We start from the raw sequence: 14,592 nt of genomic DNA, 5'->3' as shown, positions 1-14,592 counted from the left end.
AGCAGAGAGATAGATTTGCGATTGGCTGAATGACGTGATAGGCCGTTTAGCACAGCACGAGATAGAGGGATATGATGAAACGAACACTAAAACGAAAAATGAAAAGGCTTGTAATATCTGCGCTGGTGCTCGGTGGGTTAGCATTTCTTTTTGTGATTATGGCCACCGATTGGCAGCCTGATGAGATTAATTGGAACACAACGACTGTCAGTAATCAAGTGCTGGATTATCAGCCGCTGATTAGAAAATATGCAAACAAGTATGGTGTTGCGGAACATATTAATGTTCTGATGGCGATGATGATGCAGGAATCCGGCGGCCGTGGTGATGATCCGATGCAGTCCTCGGAAAGCCTTTGCGGTTCACGTGGCTGTATTGATGATCCGGAGAAATCTGTTCAACAGGGCGTGCATTATTTTGCTGAGGCGCTGGATAAAGCCGATGGGGACCTCAAGCTAGCTGTTCAGTCGTATAACTTTGGCCAGGGCTTCATCGATTATGTGAATGCCCACTCAGGAACATTTACACAAGAAGCGGCGGTTGACTTTTCTCAGGAAATGTATGCAGATGCCGATAACCAGTCGAACTACCGCTGCTCACGCAGAGGGACAGCGAAGATTGAAGCCTGCTATGGTGATATTTATTACGCGCGTGATGTGATGACCTATACCGAATCGGTGGCGAAAAAGTAGTTTTGCCAGCAGGGTGATGATATGCTTGCCTTATAATGACTAGGGAGGAATGATGATGCGACAAGCGATTCAGACTGATAAAGCACCTGCTTCGATTGGACCGTACTCACAGGCGGTTAAAGTAAACGGTGTTGTGTATATTTCCGGTCAGATCGGGCTCAATCCAGAGACAGGCGCTCTGGCTGAGGGAATTGAAAATCAGACACACCAGGTGATGCATAATCTGCAGGCGATTTTAACGGAAGCTGATGCGTTCTTTTCCCAAGTGGTGAAGTTCACGATCTATCTGGCATCGATGGATCATTTTGCAACAGTTAATGATATCTACGGCAGTTACTTAACAGAGCCCTATCCGGCGCGGGCTGCATTTGAAGTGAGCCAGCTGCCGAAGGGTGCACTCATCGAGATTGAAGCGATCGTCTATACGAACGCCTGAGGCTTATAAAAAAACTGGCCGTTATTATTGATAAACGGCCAGTTCTTCTTTGATGGCTTGACGTATATTATCTAAACATTCCTCAGGTGTGTTGCCGTGAACACGGCGATTGTTCACCATAGCATAGGGACGGACCCTGCATAAGCCGCAAAAAGCTAAGCATTCATTGTTTAAAACGGCTACCTCAGGAAATTCCTTTTCGATAATGCCTTCTATATCTAAAGAAGTGATCACATTTGCGTCACAGATCTCAACAACAATTGCGCCCATAGCTATCACTTACTTTCTAATAAAATTGCTATAGTTTTAAGTCTAACATAGTGCCATTTAACATATCACATTTTCTGCTTAGACGAAAGCCAGTGGGGCAACACAGAGGAGCGGGTTAGCCTTAGTGGGTCGACACTGGCTGGGTGCGTTTTCGGTTTTTCCCGCCGCCCTGTTGTTTACGCCATGTGAGCAGCATAATCACACCACTTGCCACTAAAAGCGCACTGGTGACGAAAAACACAGCTGAAAAGCCAAAAAATCCGGACAGCATCCCGCCAAAAGCTGGCCCGATGAGGTTGCCCAGGAACCTGAGACTCGTGTTATAACCAAGTACTTCGCCTTGCATGGAAAGTGGCGCTTCTTGCCTTAGATAGGCAATCCGGACGGGGATAATACCGCCGATGGCAATACCCAGGAAGAACCGCAAAATCATGAGCTGCCAGATACTGGTGACAAATGCACCAGGGAAATAAACAATGCCGGCAAGGAATAACAGGAAAATTAATATCTTAATATAGCCGATCCGGTCACCTAAGCGTCCCCAGCGCCGGGCCATCAGCAAATTGCCCAGACCTGCTGCAGAAAAAGCCATACCAGAAAAGAAGGCGATGCTGTTTGGGCCATGAATGGCTGCTACATATAGCGACAGGATAGGCTGTATGCTGAAGTGGGCAATCTGCACAAGTGCTGAGATTAGCATGACGGCCAGCAAAACAGGGTGGCCAGCAATATGCAGCAGCACCTGTTTGCTCGTGTAAGAGGTTGTTTCTTCCTCATCGTCACCACTGTACAGTACTTCCCGCACCCCTAACAATACGAGCAGGCCGGACAGAAAAATTGTCAGCGAAACCCATTTAAATGTCGCCGAATAGCCGAAAGCATCAGCCAGAACACCACCCAGCAGCGGCCCCATCAGATTGCCGGTGACACTGCCCGTCTGGAGTGTCCCGAGCACTCGTCCAGCAATCGCTTTGGGTGTCTGGGTTGATATGAGTGCCTGTGACATGGGGACGAACCCCGTGAAAATGCCCATAAACATTCGCAGGAAAAAGAGTTCCCAGACTGAGTCAGCATATCCCATCAGTAAAACGGACAATCCCATACCGAGTGCAGACAGGATCAATATTTTCCTCCGTCCAAATTTATCACCAATACGTCCCCATATCGGTGAGAACAGGAATGCCGTGCCAAATGTGACGCCAAATACCAGCCCTGACCAGTTTTGCACATAGGCCTCTGAGAAATTTCCAAATTCCTCGATATATAAGGACATAAAGGGCAGGACCATGGTAAGACTGCCGCCAACAAAGAAATTGGCAACCCACATAATAGCTACATTTCGTTTAACATGCTTCGTGTCTTCAGCAATTGTCGGTCCCTTCCTTCCTAATTATTTCGCTAATGCAAATATATACAAAAATTAGAAAAATTGAAAGCTTAATGCTTATGGTTCTGTATAAACGTCTTAATGAGTATCTGTCTTGAGGTCATTCAGCCAGACCATTGCATTTATTGACGGAACGAAAGGCTATTAAATTGACGTCTAAAACGTTATAATAAAGCTTAACTATAGACAAATAAACTTATTTGCAAAAGGAGCGATTGGTAACGATGTCACGATTCCTGAAATCAGCATTGACGTTTCTGATACTGGCCTGTTTCGCTGTCACGTTTACTGCCCCTGTCCAGGCAGCCGAGAATGACAATACGGAAAAATCTGATGCTCCCATTGTCGTATATGGTGATGCTCTGTCTGACGCTCAAAAGCAGAACACAACGAAACTTCTGGAAATCAAGGACCCTGAGGCTGTGGAGGCGTACACAGTAACAGGTGAGGACATTGCGAATTATATTGATGGCAATCCAAATTCGAATATGTTTTCGTCGGTTAAGATAACCCGTGAAGACGAGGGTAAGGGGATTGATATCAATATTGTGACGCCGGAGAATATTACGGAGGTTTCCAATGAAATGTATGCTAATGCGCTTCTGACAGCTGGTGTGGAAAATGCAAGCGTCGATGTAGCATCTCCAGCACAAGTGACGGGGACATCGGCGCTCACTGGCATTTATAAGGCATACGATGCGAAAGGTGAAGAGCTTGATAAGGAGCGCATGGAGCTGGCCAATGATGAGCTGGATGTTGCAACTGATCTGGCAGACAAGGAAGGGATGAACAAGGAAAAAGTAACCGAGTTGCTGACAGATATTAAACAGGAAATCGCTGATAAGAATCCAGCAACGAAAGAGGAAGTCCAGGAGATTGTTGATCAGAAACTGGATGATCTGGAAATCTCGCTGAGCGACGAGGACCGGCAACTGTTGATTGACTTAATTAATAAAATGCGTGATCTGAATATTGATTTCGATAAGATTGAAGATCAGCTTGGCGATATTGCTAATAAGGTTAAGGATCTGGTCAATGATGATGGATTCTGGAATCGTGTGCAGACTTTCTTCAGCAATATGCTTGATAAAATTACGGGCTTCTTTGGGGCGGCACTTTATTGAGTGACGATGTTAGAGACTGGGACATAGCAAATCTTATCAATCCACAAGACGACTGAATCAGACTGCGGGCCCAATTGAAGTGATTGGGTCCGTTTAATATATCGGCTGATTTGTATAATGAGCTATGATAGATAAAAGCTGGGTTTTTGAGGTGTCAGTCATAGTCGATTTCCATCAACGTTAGCTGCCGTTGTAGATAATTAATAAGCTAACGAGCACCCCAAGCAGCGACAAACACTGAAACCACATAGCCTTATAGAAGATGTGATTAATTTTTTCGGATGGACGTGGTTTTTCGCGCGATTCGTCTTGTGATTCTTTATGCTTGGAAATGACATGGCGGGACCGGCGAAGGCCAAATGCTATACCGTCATAGAACCCTCCTTTGATCGTGTATGCTGCTAGCGAAATAAGCAGATAGACCATCGAAACGTAAAATGTCGTATTTAGAAATTGGCGCAGCGTAAATCCCGGGGAAGTCCAATAGACCAATAGAGAAATAATAAACATATTTATAGCGAAAAATGGCACGTTTCTTTTTAGCATATACGAACGTCCTGCTTTCCTTCTGATTTCATGGGTCATTATAGCATAGTTCCAGAAACGAATTACATAAATAAATAGGCGGGATTTTAGTGTTTTTATGAATTAAAACAATAAATATAATTTTTTAATAAATAACTCTTTACAAATTTGTTAGAAAAATAGTATTATTATTTACAAGCAGTTATTGCTTATACTTAGAAGGGCTTAAAAAGGGGGCATATAGAGATGACGTTTAAAAAGGCATGGCTTATGGCTTTAGCTTTATTTCTTGGAATATTCTTGGCGGCATGCTCAGGAGGAGATGATTCTGAGTCATCAGATGGTGACAGCGGTGACGAAGCAGAGGCAGAATCCGGTGGTGAAGACGTTCTTCATCTTACGAAAAGTGATTCGATTCCGGAGATGGATCCCAACATGACGACGGATGAATACGGTATACAATTTACAGGTGCTACAATGGAAGGCCTTTATCGTATGAAAGATGGGGAGGCCGCACCCGGAATTGCAACAGATCACGAAGTAAGTGATGATGGTTTAACATGGACTTTTAACCTTCGTGAAGATGCCAAATGGTCAAACGGTGACCCTGTTACAGCAGGGGATTTCGTGTATTCATGGCGCCGTGCGGTGGACCCTGAAACAGGTTCTGAGTATGGCCCCTATATGATGGGTGATGTTGTTAAAAATGCGACAGCTGTCAATGAAGGTGAAGCTGACCTTGAGGAATTGGGTGTCGAAGCACCTGATGATTATACGCTGAAAGTCACCTTAGAGCATCCGGTTCCATACTTTGAGTCACTCGCAGCATTCCCGACATATTTTCCATTGAATAAGGATTTTGTTGAAAAGCAAGGTGACGATTTTGCAACCAGCAGTGATACATTGTTATTTAATGGACCTTTTACCTTGGAAAAATGGGAAAGCACGTCGGACTCCTGGGAACTTCATAAAAATAAAGACTACTGGGATGCGGATACAGTAGAAATGGATAAACTGACTTACAAAGTTGTCAAAGACCCGCAAACGTCAGTCGATCTTTATGAATCAGGGAAAATTGATCGAGCTTCACTATCCTCGGATCTCGTCGATAAATATAAAACACATGATGATTATGAGACCGTGCCTGAATCAACGCTCTCTTATCTGAAGATGAATCAGACACAAAGTGAAGCCCTGGCAAATAAGAAGATGCGCCGTGCCATATCGATGGCAATCAATAAAGAAGATTTGGTCAATCAAATCCTGAATAACGGATCGGTTGTTTCAACTGGATATGTACCTAAAGGCCTGGCAAACACGCCTGATGGTGAGGATTTCCGTGAAGCAAATGGTGATCTGGTAACATATAATCCTGAAAAAGCCAAAAAACTTTGGAAAGAAGGTCTCGAGGAAATCGGCAAAGACTCTGTTGAGCTTGAATTACTCGGTGGTGACACTGAAACCGCTAAGACAAGTGATGAGTATATGATCAATCAACTGTCGGAGCATCTCCCGGGACTGGAGGTAACGCTTAAGTCAGTACCGTTTGAACAGCGTTTAGACCTTGATAAGAAAATGGATTATCAGTTGCAGACGTTCTTATGGGGAGCTGATTATTTAGACCCATACACATTCTTGAACTTGTGGCTTACTGATGGCGAAAATAATCATATGGGCTTCTCCAATGATAAATACGATAAACTGCTTAATGAAACGACAGATGAGCTGGCTCAGGATCCAGAGGCACGTTATGATAACTTCAAGGAAGCAGAAAAGATTCTGGCGGATGAGGGTGCTGTTGCCCCACTTTATCAGCGGACAAAAGCTAAATTGATTCGTCCGAAAATCCAGGATGTCTATGTTAACCTCTTTGGTCCTAAATTTGAGTATAAATGGGCAAGTCTTGACGAATCAAAAGAATAACCTGACTTAATGCCAGTAATAAGAATGTGACTATTGAAGGGAGTATGTGCTTTTAAAGCATGTACTCTCTTCTATCCTGTATTAAAAGATTTTGATAATACAAAATAGTTAAAAAATGCAGAATCAGGAGGCACATGCATGGCTCGCTACATATTACGCCGGCTTGTTTTTATGATTATTACACTGTTTATCATTGCTACTCTAACATTCTTTCTCATGAAATTACTTCCTGGAAGTCCGCTGAAGGCAGAGGGTAAGCTGTCGGAGTCGCAACAGGAAATAGTCATGGAAAAGTATGGACTCAATGATCCGATACCAGTTCAGTATATAGACTATATGACGGGCCTTGTACAGGGCGACTTGGGTGTATCTTTTCACTTTGATAATACGCCGGTAACAGATATATTAAAAAATCGGATGGGACCGTCAATGATACTGGGTGGACAGGCACTTGTTTTTGGAACTGTAGCCGGCATTTTGCTTGGTTTGATCGCTGCCATCTACCATAATGGCTGGCTGGATTATTTATCGACTATTGTTGCTGTGTTAGGGACCTCGATTCCATCCTTTATTTTTGCAGGCTTGCTGCAATGGTTTTTAGCAAATGAATGGGACCTGTTCCCCGTAGCCTTATGGGGCAGTTATCAGCATACGATTTTACCTACAATTGCGTTAGCTATTTTTCCTTTGGCAACGGCTGCACGTTTTACCAGAACTGAAATGCTGGATGTTCTCGGTTCTGATTATATTACAACAGCGCGAGCAAAAGGTATCAATGAGCCGTCCATTATCTTTAGACATGGTCTGCGCAACTCACTTATACCCATCATAACTGTTATAGGTCCTATGGCTGTATCGTTAATGACTGGGACACTGGTTATTGAGAAGATTTTTGCTGTTCCAGGGATAGGTGAGCAATTTGTAAGTTCTATTGAGGTGCTTGATTATCCGACAATCATGGGTACAACACTTCTGTTTGCGTTCTTGTTCACCGCTATCGTCCTTATTACGGATATTCTTTATGTCATCATTGATCCGCGAATCCGGCTGACAGGGGGAGAGAGTTAAATGGCAACGAATCGAGACAAAGATGAAGTACAGAAAGAATTGTTTGTTCCCCTTGAACGGCAGGAAGATACAAGTGAAGATATAACAAAACCTAGCCGCTCCTTTTTTCAGGATGCAAGGCGGACATTCTTTAAAAATAAGCTAGCCGTTGTAAGTATGATACTTATGGCTATTATTATTCTTATGAGTATACTGGGACCTCATATTAATGAATTTGGACTGGATGACCAGGATTTATCACGTGCTAAAATGCCGCCGCGTGTCCCGGTTATTGAGGATATGCCTATTCTAGGCATGGATGGAACATTAGAATCTGAGTTTAAAGGTGATGATGTCGAGGAAGCTTCACAAAAGGCTGTGACCCGGTACAACAATGATGAAGACTTTGTTGATATCAATGTATTGTCAAAAGGAGATGGAAGCGCGGACTCTGCTGAAGTTTCAGCTTCTTATCATATTTATCAAGCAAAAGATATGCAGAGTGAATACTTCTGGCTTGGTACGGACCGGCTGGGCCGTGACCAGTGGACCAGACTGTGGCTGGGAAGCAGAGTGTCCTTAATTATTGCTTTTGTCGCTGCTGCAATTGATCTTTTGATTGGTGTTGCTTATGGTGCTATCTCCGGCTATTTTGGCGGCAGAGTAGACAATATACTACAGCGTATCCTTGAAATATTTATCGGGATTCCTAAGCTCGTGGTCATGTTCCTGCTCTTAGTCCTGCTTGAGCCGGGCATTATGTCAATTGTCTTAGCCCTCACATTAACCGGCTGGACAAGCATGGCGCGTATTGTAAGGGGTGAAGTTCTTAAGCAGAAAAACGAAGAATACGTTATGGCAGCCAGGACACTGGGCCAGTCAAACCGCAAGATTTTAAGCAAACATCTGCTGCCAAACATCATTGGTATTGTCATTATTAATATGATGTTCTCGATTCCAGATGCTATTTTCTTTGAGTCTTTCCTTAGCTTCATTGGACTTGGCATTGTACCGCCTGATGCGTCTCTTGGTTCTTTGATCAATGGCGGGTTTAAAGTGCTGAGACTGTATCCATTTATGGTTCTGTATCCGGCTATCTTGATTTCAGCTATTATGATTTCGTTTAACCTGATTGGTGACGGACTTCGTGATGCGTTTGATCCGAAAATGCACAAATAATGAGGAAGGTGCTTCAGCCCATGAGTGAATTATTGAATGTCGACAATTTACATGTATCTTTTAAAACTTACAGTGGAGAAATTCAAGCGGTTAGAGGGATTAGTTTTAATTTAGAAAGAGGCGAAACACTGGCGATTGTTGGTGAATCGGGTTCAGGGAAGTCGGTAACCACCAAGGCTATTACCCAGCTATTGCCAAAGCCACAAGGTTATATTAAAGCAGGAAATATCAGCTTTGAAGGCAACGACATTACAAATTATACGAATAAACAAATGCAGAAGCTGCGCGGAAAAGATATTTCCACGGTGTTCCAGGACCCAATGAATTCGCTGAACCCGACCATGAAAATCGGAAAACAAATTGCAGAAGGTCTGATGAAACATCGGAAACTGAATAAGTCACAGGCAAAGGCTAAAACAATTGAATTGTTGGAACTGGTTGGCATTCCGCAGCCTGAAACACGATTAGGTCATTATCCGCACCAATTTTCCGGCGGCATGCGCCAGCGTGTTGTTGTGGCCATGGCACTTGCCTGCAGTCCAAAAATCCTGATTGCTGATGAACCGACAACTGCACTGGATGTAACCATTCAAGCGCAAATTCTTGAGTTGATGAAGGATATTCAGCAGGAAATGGACAGTGCCATTATCTTTATTACACACGATCTTGGTGTTGTTGCCAATGTAGCTGATCGAGTAGCGGTTATGTATGCTGGGAAAATTGTCGAAATCGGTACATCTGAGGATATTTTTTATAATCCCAAACATCCATACACATGGGGCTTGTTAGGATCAATGCCCACAAGCGATAATGACGGGGAGCTGTATGCGATTCCAGGAAGTCCGCCGGATATGCTGAATCCTCCTGAAGGTGATGCTTTTGCCCCAAGAAATGAGTTCGCTCTGGAAATCGATAAACAAATGGAGCCGCCCATGTTTCAGGTATCCGATACACATTACGCCGCTACGTGGCTGCTGCATGAATATGCGCCAAAAATTGACCCGCCGGAGGCTATTCAACGTCGTATGCAAGGATTTGCATCAATGGGTGGTGATGATTAATGGAACAAGAAAACGTATTGGAAGTCAAAAATTTAAAGAAACATTTTAAAGCTGGATCAAAAACGGTTACTAAAGCCGTTGATGATATTTCGTTTAATATTAAAAAGGGTGAAACATTCGGGCTTGTTGGTGAGTCCGGGTGTGGTAAGTCAACAACAGGCCGGACTATTATCCGATTGCATGATGCGACTGAAGGTGACGTATTATTTAATAGCGAAAATGTCCATGAGAAAAAATCAAAACAGCAATTGCTGGAATTGAATCGCAAAATGCAAATGATTTTTCAGGATCCGTCATCATCTCTGAACCCTAAAATGACAGTTATGGATATCATAGCTGAGGGCATTGATATTCATAATCTGGCCAGCGATGAAACAGAGCGGAAGCAGCGCGTCGAATCCCTGCTGGAGACTGTTGGGCTGAATAAAGAGCATGCAACCCGTTTTCCGCATGAATTCAGTGGCGGTCAGAAGCAGCGTATCGGAATTGCCCGAGCGCTGGCTGTTGAACCAGAATTTATTATTGCTGATGAACCGATATCTGCATTGGATGTTTCCATTCAGGCACAGGTTGTCAATTTGCTGCAAAGGCTGCAGCGTGATCAGGAATTGACATATTTATTTATCGCACATGATCTGTCGATGGTGAAATATATCAGCGATCGTATTGGCGTGATGTACTTCGGTCATATGGTGGAACTCGCTAGCAGTGACGAGGTATATCACCATCCACTGCATCCTTATACAAAATCGTTATTGTCAGCTATTCCACTTCCGGATCCAGCTTACGAACGCCATCGCAGACGTACAGCCTATGATCCGTTTGATCATGATACAAGTGAGGAACCAAGATTGCGTGAGGTTAAACCAGAGCACTGGGTTCTCTGTACGACGAAGGAATTTGAAGAATATAAAGAGCAAGTGACTGCTAAATAACTAATAGCTGTTTGGTCACGCAAGCGTTCATTTTGATTGTTCGGGTTTTGGTTTGACAGGATACGTCTGTCTTAGTCTTTTTTAACTTTGAACATTCCCCATCTATAGTTGGATAGGTGTTCATGGTGGTATACTTCATCAAATTCACCGCCATGAACGCAAATCCTATTCATTTTCGACTTTCTTTTTCTCCTTTGGCGATCCATGTCTACTTTTTTTCAGCTTAAAGACTTTACAATTTATCAGAAAAATAGTACTATTAGAAACAATAACTCAGGAAACAAAACCAGGAGGTGATTTAGTAAAACATAAATATTGCTAATATTACAAAATTAGGAGGGTCAAGAACTGATGAGAAGGGGTAAATGGCAGTTACTTATTGCATTTATGTTTGTTATGGCACTTTTTATGGCAGCTTGTGGCAATGATTCAGAAGATGGTGGTGAATCTGCAGAGGGCAGTACGGACGAATCCGATGAAGGTGAAGCAGATAATGGGGGCGAAGAAGGTGAAGCTGACAGTGATTCGGATGGAATGGCAGACGATCAGTCACTGACAGTCAATATCAAGACGGAGCCTCCATCATTGCATCCAGGAAAAGCAACGGATACAACTTCGAATGCTGTTCTGAGTCAGATATTTGAAGGGCTGACACGCATTGGTCCGGACGGGGAACCACAAAAGGCAATGGCTAGTGAAATTGATGTTTCAGATGATAAGAAAACCTATACCTTTACCATTCGCGAAGATGCTGAATGGTCCAATGGTGACCCAATTACAGCCCAAACATTCGCTGATTCATGGAAGTGGGTATTGAATCCTGATAGTCCGGATACTGATTATGCCTATCAGCTATACCCCATAAAAGGCGCTGAGGCAGCCAAGAAAGGTGACAAATCCTTAGATGATGTCGGCATTACAGCAGTAGATGATGAGACACTCGAAGTGGAACTTGAAGAACCTACACCCTACTTTTTAGAGCTGACAGCATTCTATACGTTTTATCCAATTAATCAAAATGTAGCAGAAAGCAATGAAGACTGGGCTGCTGATGCAGGTGAAGACTATGTAACAAATGGTCCATTTCTATTAGATGAATGGAAGCATAAGAACCAGGTTGTTTTAAAGAAGAATCCTGACTACTGGGATGCGGAAAATGTGAATTTAGAAACGATTACGATGGAGATGGTTAACGATGAAAACACATCAAAACAAATGTATGACGAAGGCGAATTAGATTGGCTCGGATCACCGCTGGATGCGGTACCTTTAGCAGCCATCCCGCAAATGAAACAGGAAGGCAATCTGGAAATCTCTCCAAAGGCGGGCACGTATTACTATTCATTTAACACAGAGAAAGAACCGTTTACCAATAAGAATATTCGTAAGGCATTTGCATTGTCCATCAATCGTCAAGCCATCGTCAAAAACATTACAAAAGGTGAACAAGAACCTGGCATGGCTTTGGTGCCAACAGCTATTTGGGAAGAAAATGAAGAAGGATACTTTGACGATAATAATGTTGAAAAAGCAAAAGAATACCTTGATAAAGGACTGGAAGAAATGGGTCTTGATGAACTGCCGAAGATTAAACTTTCCTATAATACCGACGAAGCGCACGCTGCCATAGCAAAAGCTGCGCAGGATATGTGGCGAGAAAATCTCGGGGCAGAAGTAGAATTGAATAATGAAGAATGGAATGTTTATCTCGATTCTATGACTGAAGGCAACTATCAGGTTGGCCGTATGGGCTGGATTGCTGACTTCCTTGATCCAATCAACTTCCTGGAAATCTTTGAAACAGTTGGCGGCAACAACTATACCAACTGGGAAGATGATGAGTATGCCAGCTTGCTGCAAGAGGCAAGAAAGGAAAAAGATGAAGGGGTACGTAAAGAATTGCTTCGTGAGGCGGAACAGCTCTTTATGGATGAAATGCCACTTGCACCCGTTTACTTCTACACAAATGTTTATGCGCATAAAGATTTCGTCAAAGACGTTACAGTCGGAAACTTGGGGACTATCCAGTTCAAGTGGGGTTATATTGCCGAACATTAGTGTCATTTAAGTAAATAGGGGAGCGATAGCTTGTTTGCTCCCCTGTTCTTATCAACCTGACTTATGGAAATATGGGGTGTGGTGATTTGGCAAAATATTTACTAAAACGTTTAGGCTTCATTGTTATATCCCTTTTTATTATTGTTTCGGTTACTTTCTTATTAATGCAGACTGCTCCAGGCGGTCCATTCGCATCTGAAAGAGATGTGCCTCCTGAGATTGAAGAGCAATTAAATGCGCAATATGGATTAGATGAACCACTCTACATGCAATATTTTGATTATTTGACGGATATCGCAACGTGGGATTTTGGTCCATCATTTAAATATCCTGCCCAATCTGTAAACGATATTATTAATCGCAGTTTTCCCTATTCTTTAGTATTAGGGATGGAGGCTATTTTTATTGCGCTGGCTGTAGGTGTCCTCCTTGGTGTTGTTGCTGCACTGAAACATAATAAATTTGGTGATTATACGGCAATGGTGATTGCTGTTTTGGGTATTTCGGTACCAAATTTTATTGCGGCAACTCTTCTGCAGTTTGTATTTGCCATTCAATTAGATGCGCTTCCAGTTGCGCGATTTGAGTCTTTTTGGCATACCATACTCCCGGCAGTAGCGCTTGCGACAACGCCACTCGCATTTATCGCACGATTAATGCGTTCAAGTATGCTGGAAGTGCTGAATGCCGACTATATCAAAACAGGTAAGTCTAAGGGGCTTAGTGATCGCGTGGTGACCTATAAACATGCTCTTCGTAATGCGATTATGCCGGTCGTGTCTTATATGGGGCCTTTAGTTGTAGCTGTTTTAACTGGAAGTTTTGTTATTGAGAAGATTTTTGCGATACCGGGACTTGGTAACGAATTTGTTCAAAGCATAACCAACAGGGATTATACTGTTATTATGGGAACGACTGTTTTCTTTAGTATTCTTTTATTAGTTTCTATATTATTAGTAGATCTGATATACGGACTAATTGACCCCCGTATGAAAATTGGCAGTAAAGGGGGAAGCAAAAGTTGACACAACCTGATCTGAATTCTTCTGACTTCGAACCTATTGAATATGATGAGGCAGAAGCCGAAAAAATTGCGAGTGAAACAACGTCTTTCTGGAAAGATGCCTGGCGCAGGTTTAAGCAAAACAAACTGGCATTGTTCGGCGTTGTCATTATTGTTTTGCTCGGAATATTATCCCTGTTTGGCGGACCAATTTCTGGATACAATTATTATTCGAACGACTTGATTAATTCTAATAAGCCTCCATCTGGTGAGCACTGGTTTGGGACGGACCAATTAGGAAGAGACATATTTGCACGCAATTGGTACGGTGCCAAAATTTCCTTGTTTATTGGACTGTCCGCTGCATTTTTGGATCTGATAATCGGTGTTATTTGGGGAGCAGTTGCTGGCTTTTTTGGAGGCAAGATTGATGAATATATGATGCGCATTGCTGATATTCTGTATGGTGTCCCCTATCTCCTTGTTGTTATTTTGCTAATGGTTGTTCTGCCACAGGGCTTATGGACGATCATTTTAGCGATGACTATCACAGGCTGGATTAACATGGCACGAATTGTGCGAGGACAGGTTATGCAACTGAGCAATGAAGAGTATGTTATGGCAGCACAGTCGCTCGGAGCTGGGAAAATTAGGGTGCTGTTCAGGCATCTGGTGCCTAATACGATGGGCCCTATCCTTGTAACTCTAACATTGACAATCCCTAATGCTATTTTTACGGAAGCATTTTTAAGCTACTTAGGGCTGGGCGTTCCGGCTCCACTCGCAAGTTGGGGCACGATGTCCAATGATGCTTTGCCTTATTTGCAATTCCAGCCATATCAGTTGTTTTTTCCGTCATTCTTTATCGTATTAACGATGCTCGCATTTAACGTTATTGGCGATGGAATGCGTGACGCTTTGGACCCAAAGGAACGTAGCTAATGGGAGGACA

Annotated in this window: 14 protein-coding genes; 11 read left to right on the top strand and 3 right to left on the bottom strand. The window is 43.0% G+C overall.

Going from position 1 to position 14,592, the window contains the following annotated elements; genetic code table 11:
• The first annotated feature begins 74 nt into the window (after positions 1–74).
• Both ACZ444_RS13845 and ACZ444_RS13840 read left to right on the top strand, forming a co-directional pair.
• Positions 75–692 (top strand): lysozyme family protein, encoded by a 618-nt coding sequence (locus ACZ444_RS13845; RefSeq protein WP_382360509.1) that lies wholly within the window; start codon positions 75–77, stop codon positions 690–692.
• Positions 693–747: 55 nt separating this feature from the next.
• On the top strand, positions 748–1,128 hold the full coding sequence (locus ACZ444_RS13840) for a RidA family protein (RefSeq protein ID WP_382360506.1): 381 nt from the start codon (positions 748–750) through the stop codon (positions 1,126–1,128).
• A 24-nt stretch (positions 1,129–1,152) separates the two neighbouring features.
• On the opposite strand, the gene ACZ444_RS13835 is transcribed toward ACZ444_RS13840, so the two are convergent.
• Positions 1,153–1,398 carry a YuzB family protein gene (locus tag ACZ444_RS13835; RefSeq protein ID WP_382360503.1) on the bottom strand — a complete coding sequence of 82 codons (246 nt, stop codon included), beginning with the start codon at positions 1,396–1,398 and terminating at the stop codon, positions 1,153–1,155.
• Between the two features lie 121 nt (positions 1,399–1,519).
• A complete protein-coding gene (locus tag ACZ444_RS13830; protein ID WP_382360500.1) occupies positions 1,520–2,725 on the bottom strand; it encodes an MFS transporter in 1,206 nt (401 codons plus the stop codon).
• Between the two features lie 284 nt (positions 2,726–3,009).
• On the opposite strand from ACZ444_RS13830, the gene ACZ444_RS13825 reads away from it, so the two are divergent.
• On the top strand, positions 3,010–3,909 hold the full coding sequence (locus tag ACZ444_RS13825; RefSeq protein ID WP_382360497.1) for a DUF1002 domain-containing protein: 900 nt from the start codon (positions 3,010–3,012) through the stop codon (positions 3,907–3,909).
• Positions 3,910–4,089: 180 nt separating this feature from the next.
• Here ACZ444_RS13825 and ACZ444_RS13820 read toward each other — a convergent pair whose 3' ends face one another.
• Positions 4,090–4,455 carry a DUF3899 domain-containing protein gene (locus tag ACZ444_RS13820; protein ID WP_382360494.1) on the bottom strand — a complete coding sequence of 122 codons (366 nt, stop codon included), beginning with the start codon at positions 4,453–4,455 and terminating at the stop codon, positions 4,090–4,092.
• Positions 4,456–4,680: 225 nt separating this feature from the next.
• On the opposite strand from ACZ444_RS13820, the gene ACZ444_RS13815 reads away from it, so the two are divergent.
• From ACZ444_RS13815 to ACZ444_RS13780, 8 genes are all read left to right on the top strand, one after another.
• Positions 4,681–6,357, top strand: a complete 1,677-nt coding sequence (locus tag ACZ444_RS13815) for a peptide ABC transporter substrate-binding protein (RefSeq protein WP_382360491.1) — start codon at positions 4,681–4,683, stop codon at positions 6,355–6,357.
• 138 nt (positions 6,358–6,495) lie between these two features.
• Complete coding sequence (opp3b, locus tag ACZ444_RS13810) at positions 6,496–7,425, top strand: oligopeptide ABC transporter permease (protein ID WP_382360489.1); 930 nt, start codon at positions 6,496–6,498, stop codon at positions 7,423–7,425.
• Positions 7,426–8,583 carry an oligopeptide ABC transporter permease gene (gene opp3C, locus ACZ444_RS13805; protein ID WP_382360486.1) on the top strand — a complete coding sequence of 386 codons (1,158 nt, stop codon included), beginning with the start codon at positions 7,426–7,428 and terminating at the stop codon, positions 8,581–8,583. It begins immediately after the preceding gene.
• Positions 8,584–8,603: 20 nt separating this feature from the next.
• Positions 8,604–9,644, top strand: a complete 1,041-nt coding sequence (locus ACZ444_RS13800; RefSeq protein ID WP_382360483.1) for an ABC transporter ATP-binding protein — start codon at positions 8,604–8,606, stop codon at positions 9,642–9,644.
• Entirely contained in the window at positions 9,644–10,579 is a 936-nt protein-coding gene (locus tag ACZ444_RS13795) for an ABC transporter ATP-binding protein (RefSeq protein ID WP_382360480.1), read from the top strand. The genes ACZ444_RS13800 and ACZ444_RS13795 overlap by 1 nt, the downstream gene beginning before the upstream one ends.
• Positions 10,580–10,930: 351 nt before the next feature.
• A complete protein-coding gene (locus ACZ444_RS13790; RefSeq protein WP_382360477.1) occupies positions 10,931–12,637 on the top strand; it encodes a peptide ABC transporter substrate-binding protein in 1,707 nt (568 codons plus the stop codon).
• 86 nt (positions 12,638–12,723) lie between these two features.
• Positions 12,724–13,662, top strand: a complete 939-nt coding sequence (locus tag ACZ444_RS13785; protein WP_382360474.1) for an ABC transporter permease — start codon at positions 12,724–12,726, stop codon at positions 13,660–13,662.
• The gene (locus ACZ444_RS13780; RefSeq protein WP_382360471.1) at positions 13,659–14,582 is read left to right on the top strand and encodes an ABC transporter permease; all 924 of its coding nucleotides are present in this window, start codon (positions 13,659–13,661) and stop codon (positions 14,580–14,582) included. Before ACZ444_RS13785 ends, ACZ444_RS13780 begins: the two co-directional genes overlap by 4 nt.
• Positions 14,583–14,592: the final 10 nt, after the last annotated feature.

It is taken from the genome of Lentibacillus kimchii, assembly GCF_055381965.1.
Note: the sequence above shows the minus strand (reverse complement) of the source record. Positions and strands in the feature narration are given on the sequence as shown.

Coding starts and splice junctions, on each gene's coding strand:
- ACZ444_RS13830 (WP_382360500.1), bottom strand. CDS start 2,725: ATGTGGGTTGCCAATTTCTTTGTTGGCGGCAGTCTTACCATGGTCCTG.
- ACZ444_RS13820 (WP_382360494.1), bottom strand. CDS start 4,455: ATGCTAAAAAGAAACGTGCCATTTTTCGCTATAAATATGTTTATTATT.
- ACZ444_RS13825 (WP_382360497.1), top strand. CDS start 3,010: ATGTCACGATTCCTGAAATCAGCATTGACGTTTCTGATACTGGCCTGT.
- ACZ444_RS13800 (WP_382360483.1), top strand. CDS start 8,604: ATGAGTGAATTATTGAATGTCGACAATTTACATGTATCTTTTAAAACT.
- ACZ444_RS13790 (WP_382360477.1), top strand. CDS start 10,931: ATGAGAAGGGGTAAATGGCAGTTACTTATTGCATTTATGTTTGTTATG.
- opp3C (WP_382360486.1), top strand. CDS start 7,426: ATGGCAACGAATCGAGACAAAGATGAAGTACAGAAAGAATTGTTTGTT.
- ACZ444_RS13845 (WP_382360509.1), top strand. CDS start 75: ATGAAACGAACACTAAAACGAAAAATGAAAAGGCTTGTAATATCTGCG.
- opp3b (WP_382360489.1), top strand. CDS start 6,496: ATGGCTCGCTACATATTACGCCGGCTTGTTTTTATGATTATTACACTG.
- ACZ444_RS13795 (WP_382360480.1), top strand. CDS start 9,644: ATGGAACAAGAAAACGTATTGGAAGTCAAAAATTTAAAGAAACATTTT.
- ACZ444_RS13835 (WP_382360503.1), bottom strand. CDS start 1,398: ATGGGCGCAATTGTTGTTGAGATCTGTGACGCAAATGTGATCACTTCT.
- ACZ444_RS13815 (WP_382360491.1), top strand. CDS start 4,681: ATGACGTTTAAAAAGGCATGGCTTATGGCTTTAGCTTTATTTCTTGGA.
- ACZ444_RS13840 (WP_382360506.1), top strand. CDS start 748: ATGCGACAAGCGATTCAGACTGATAAAGCACCTGCTTCGATTGGACCG.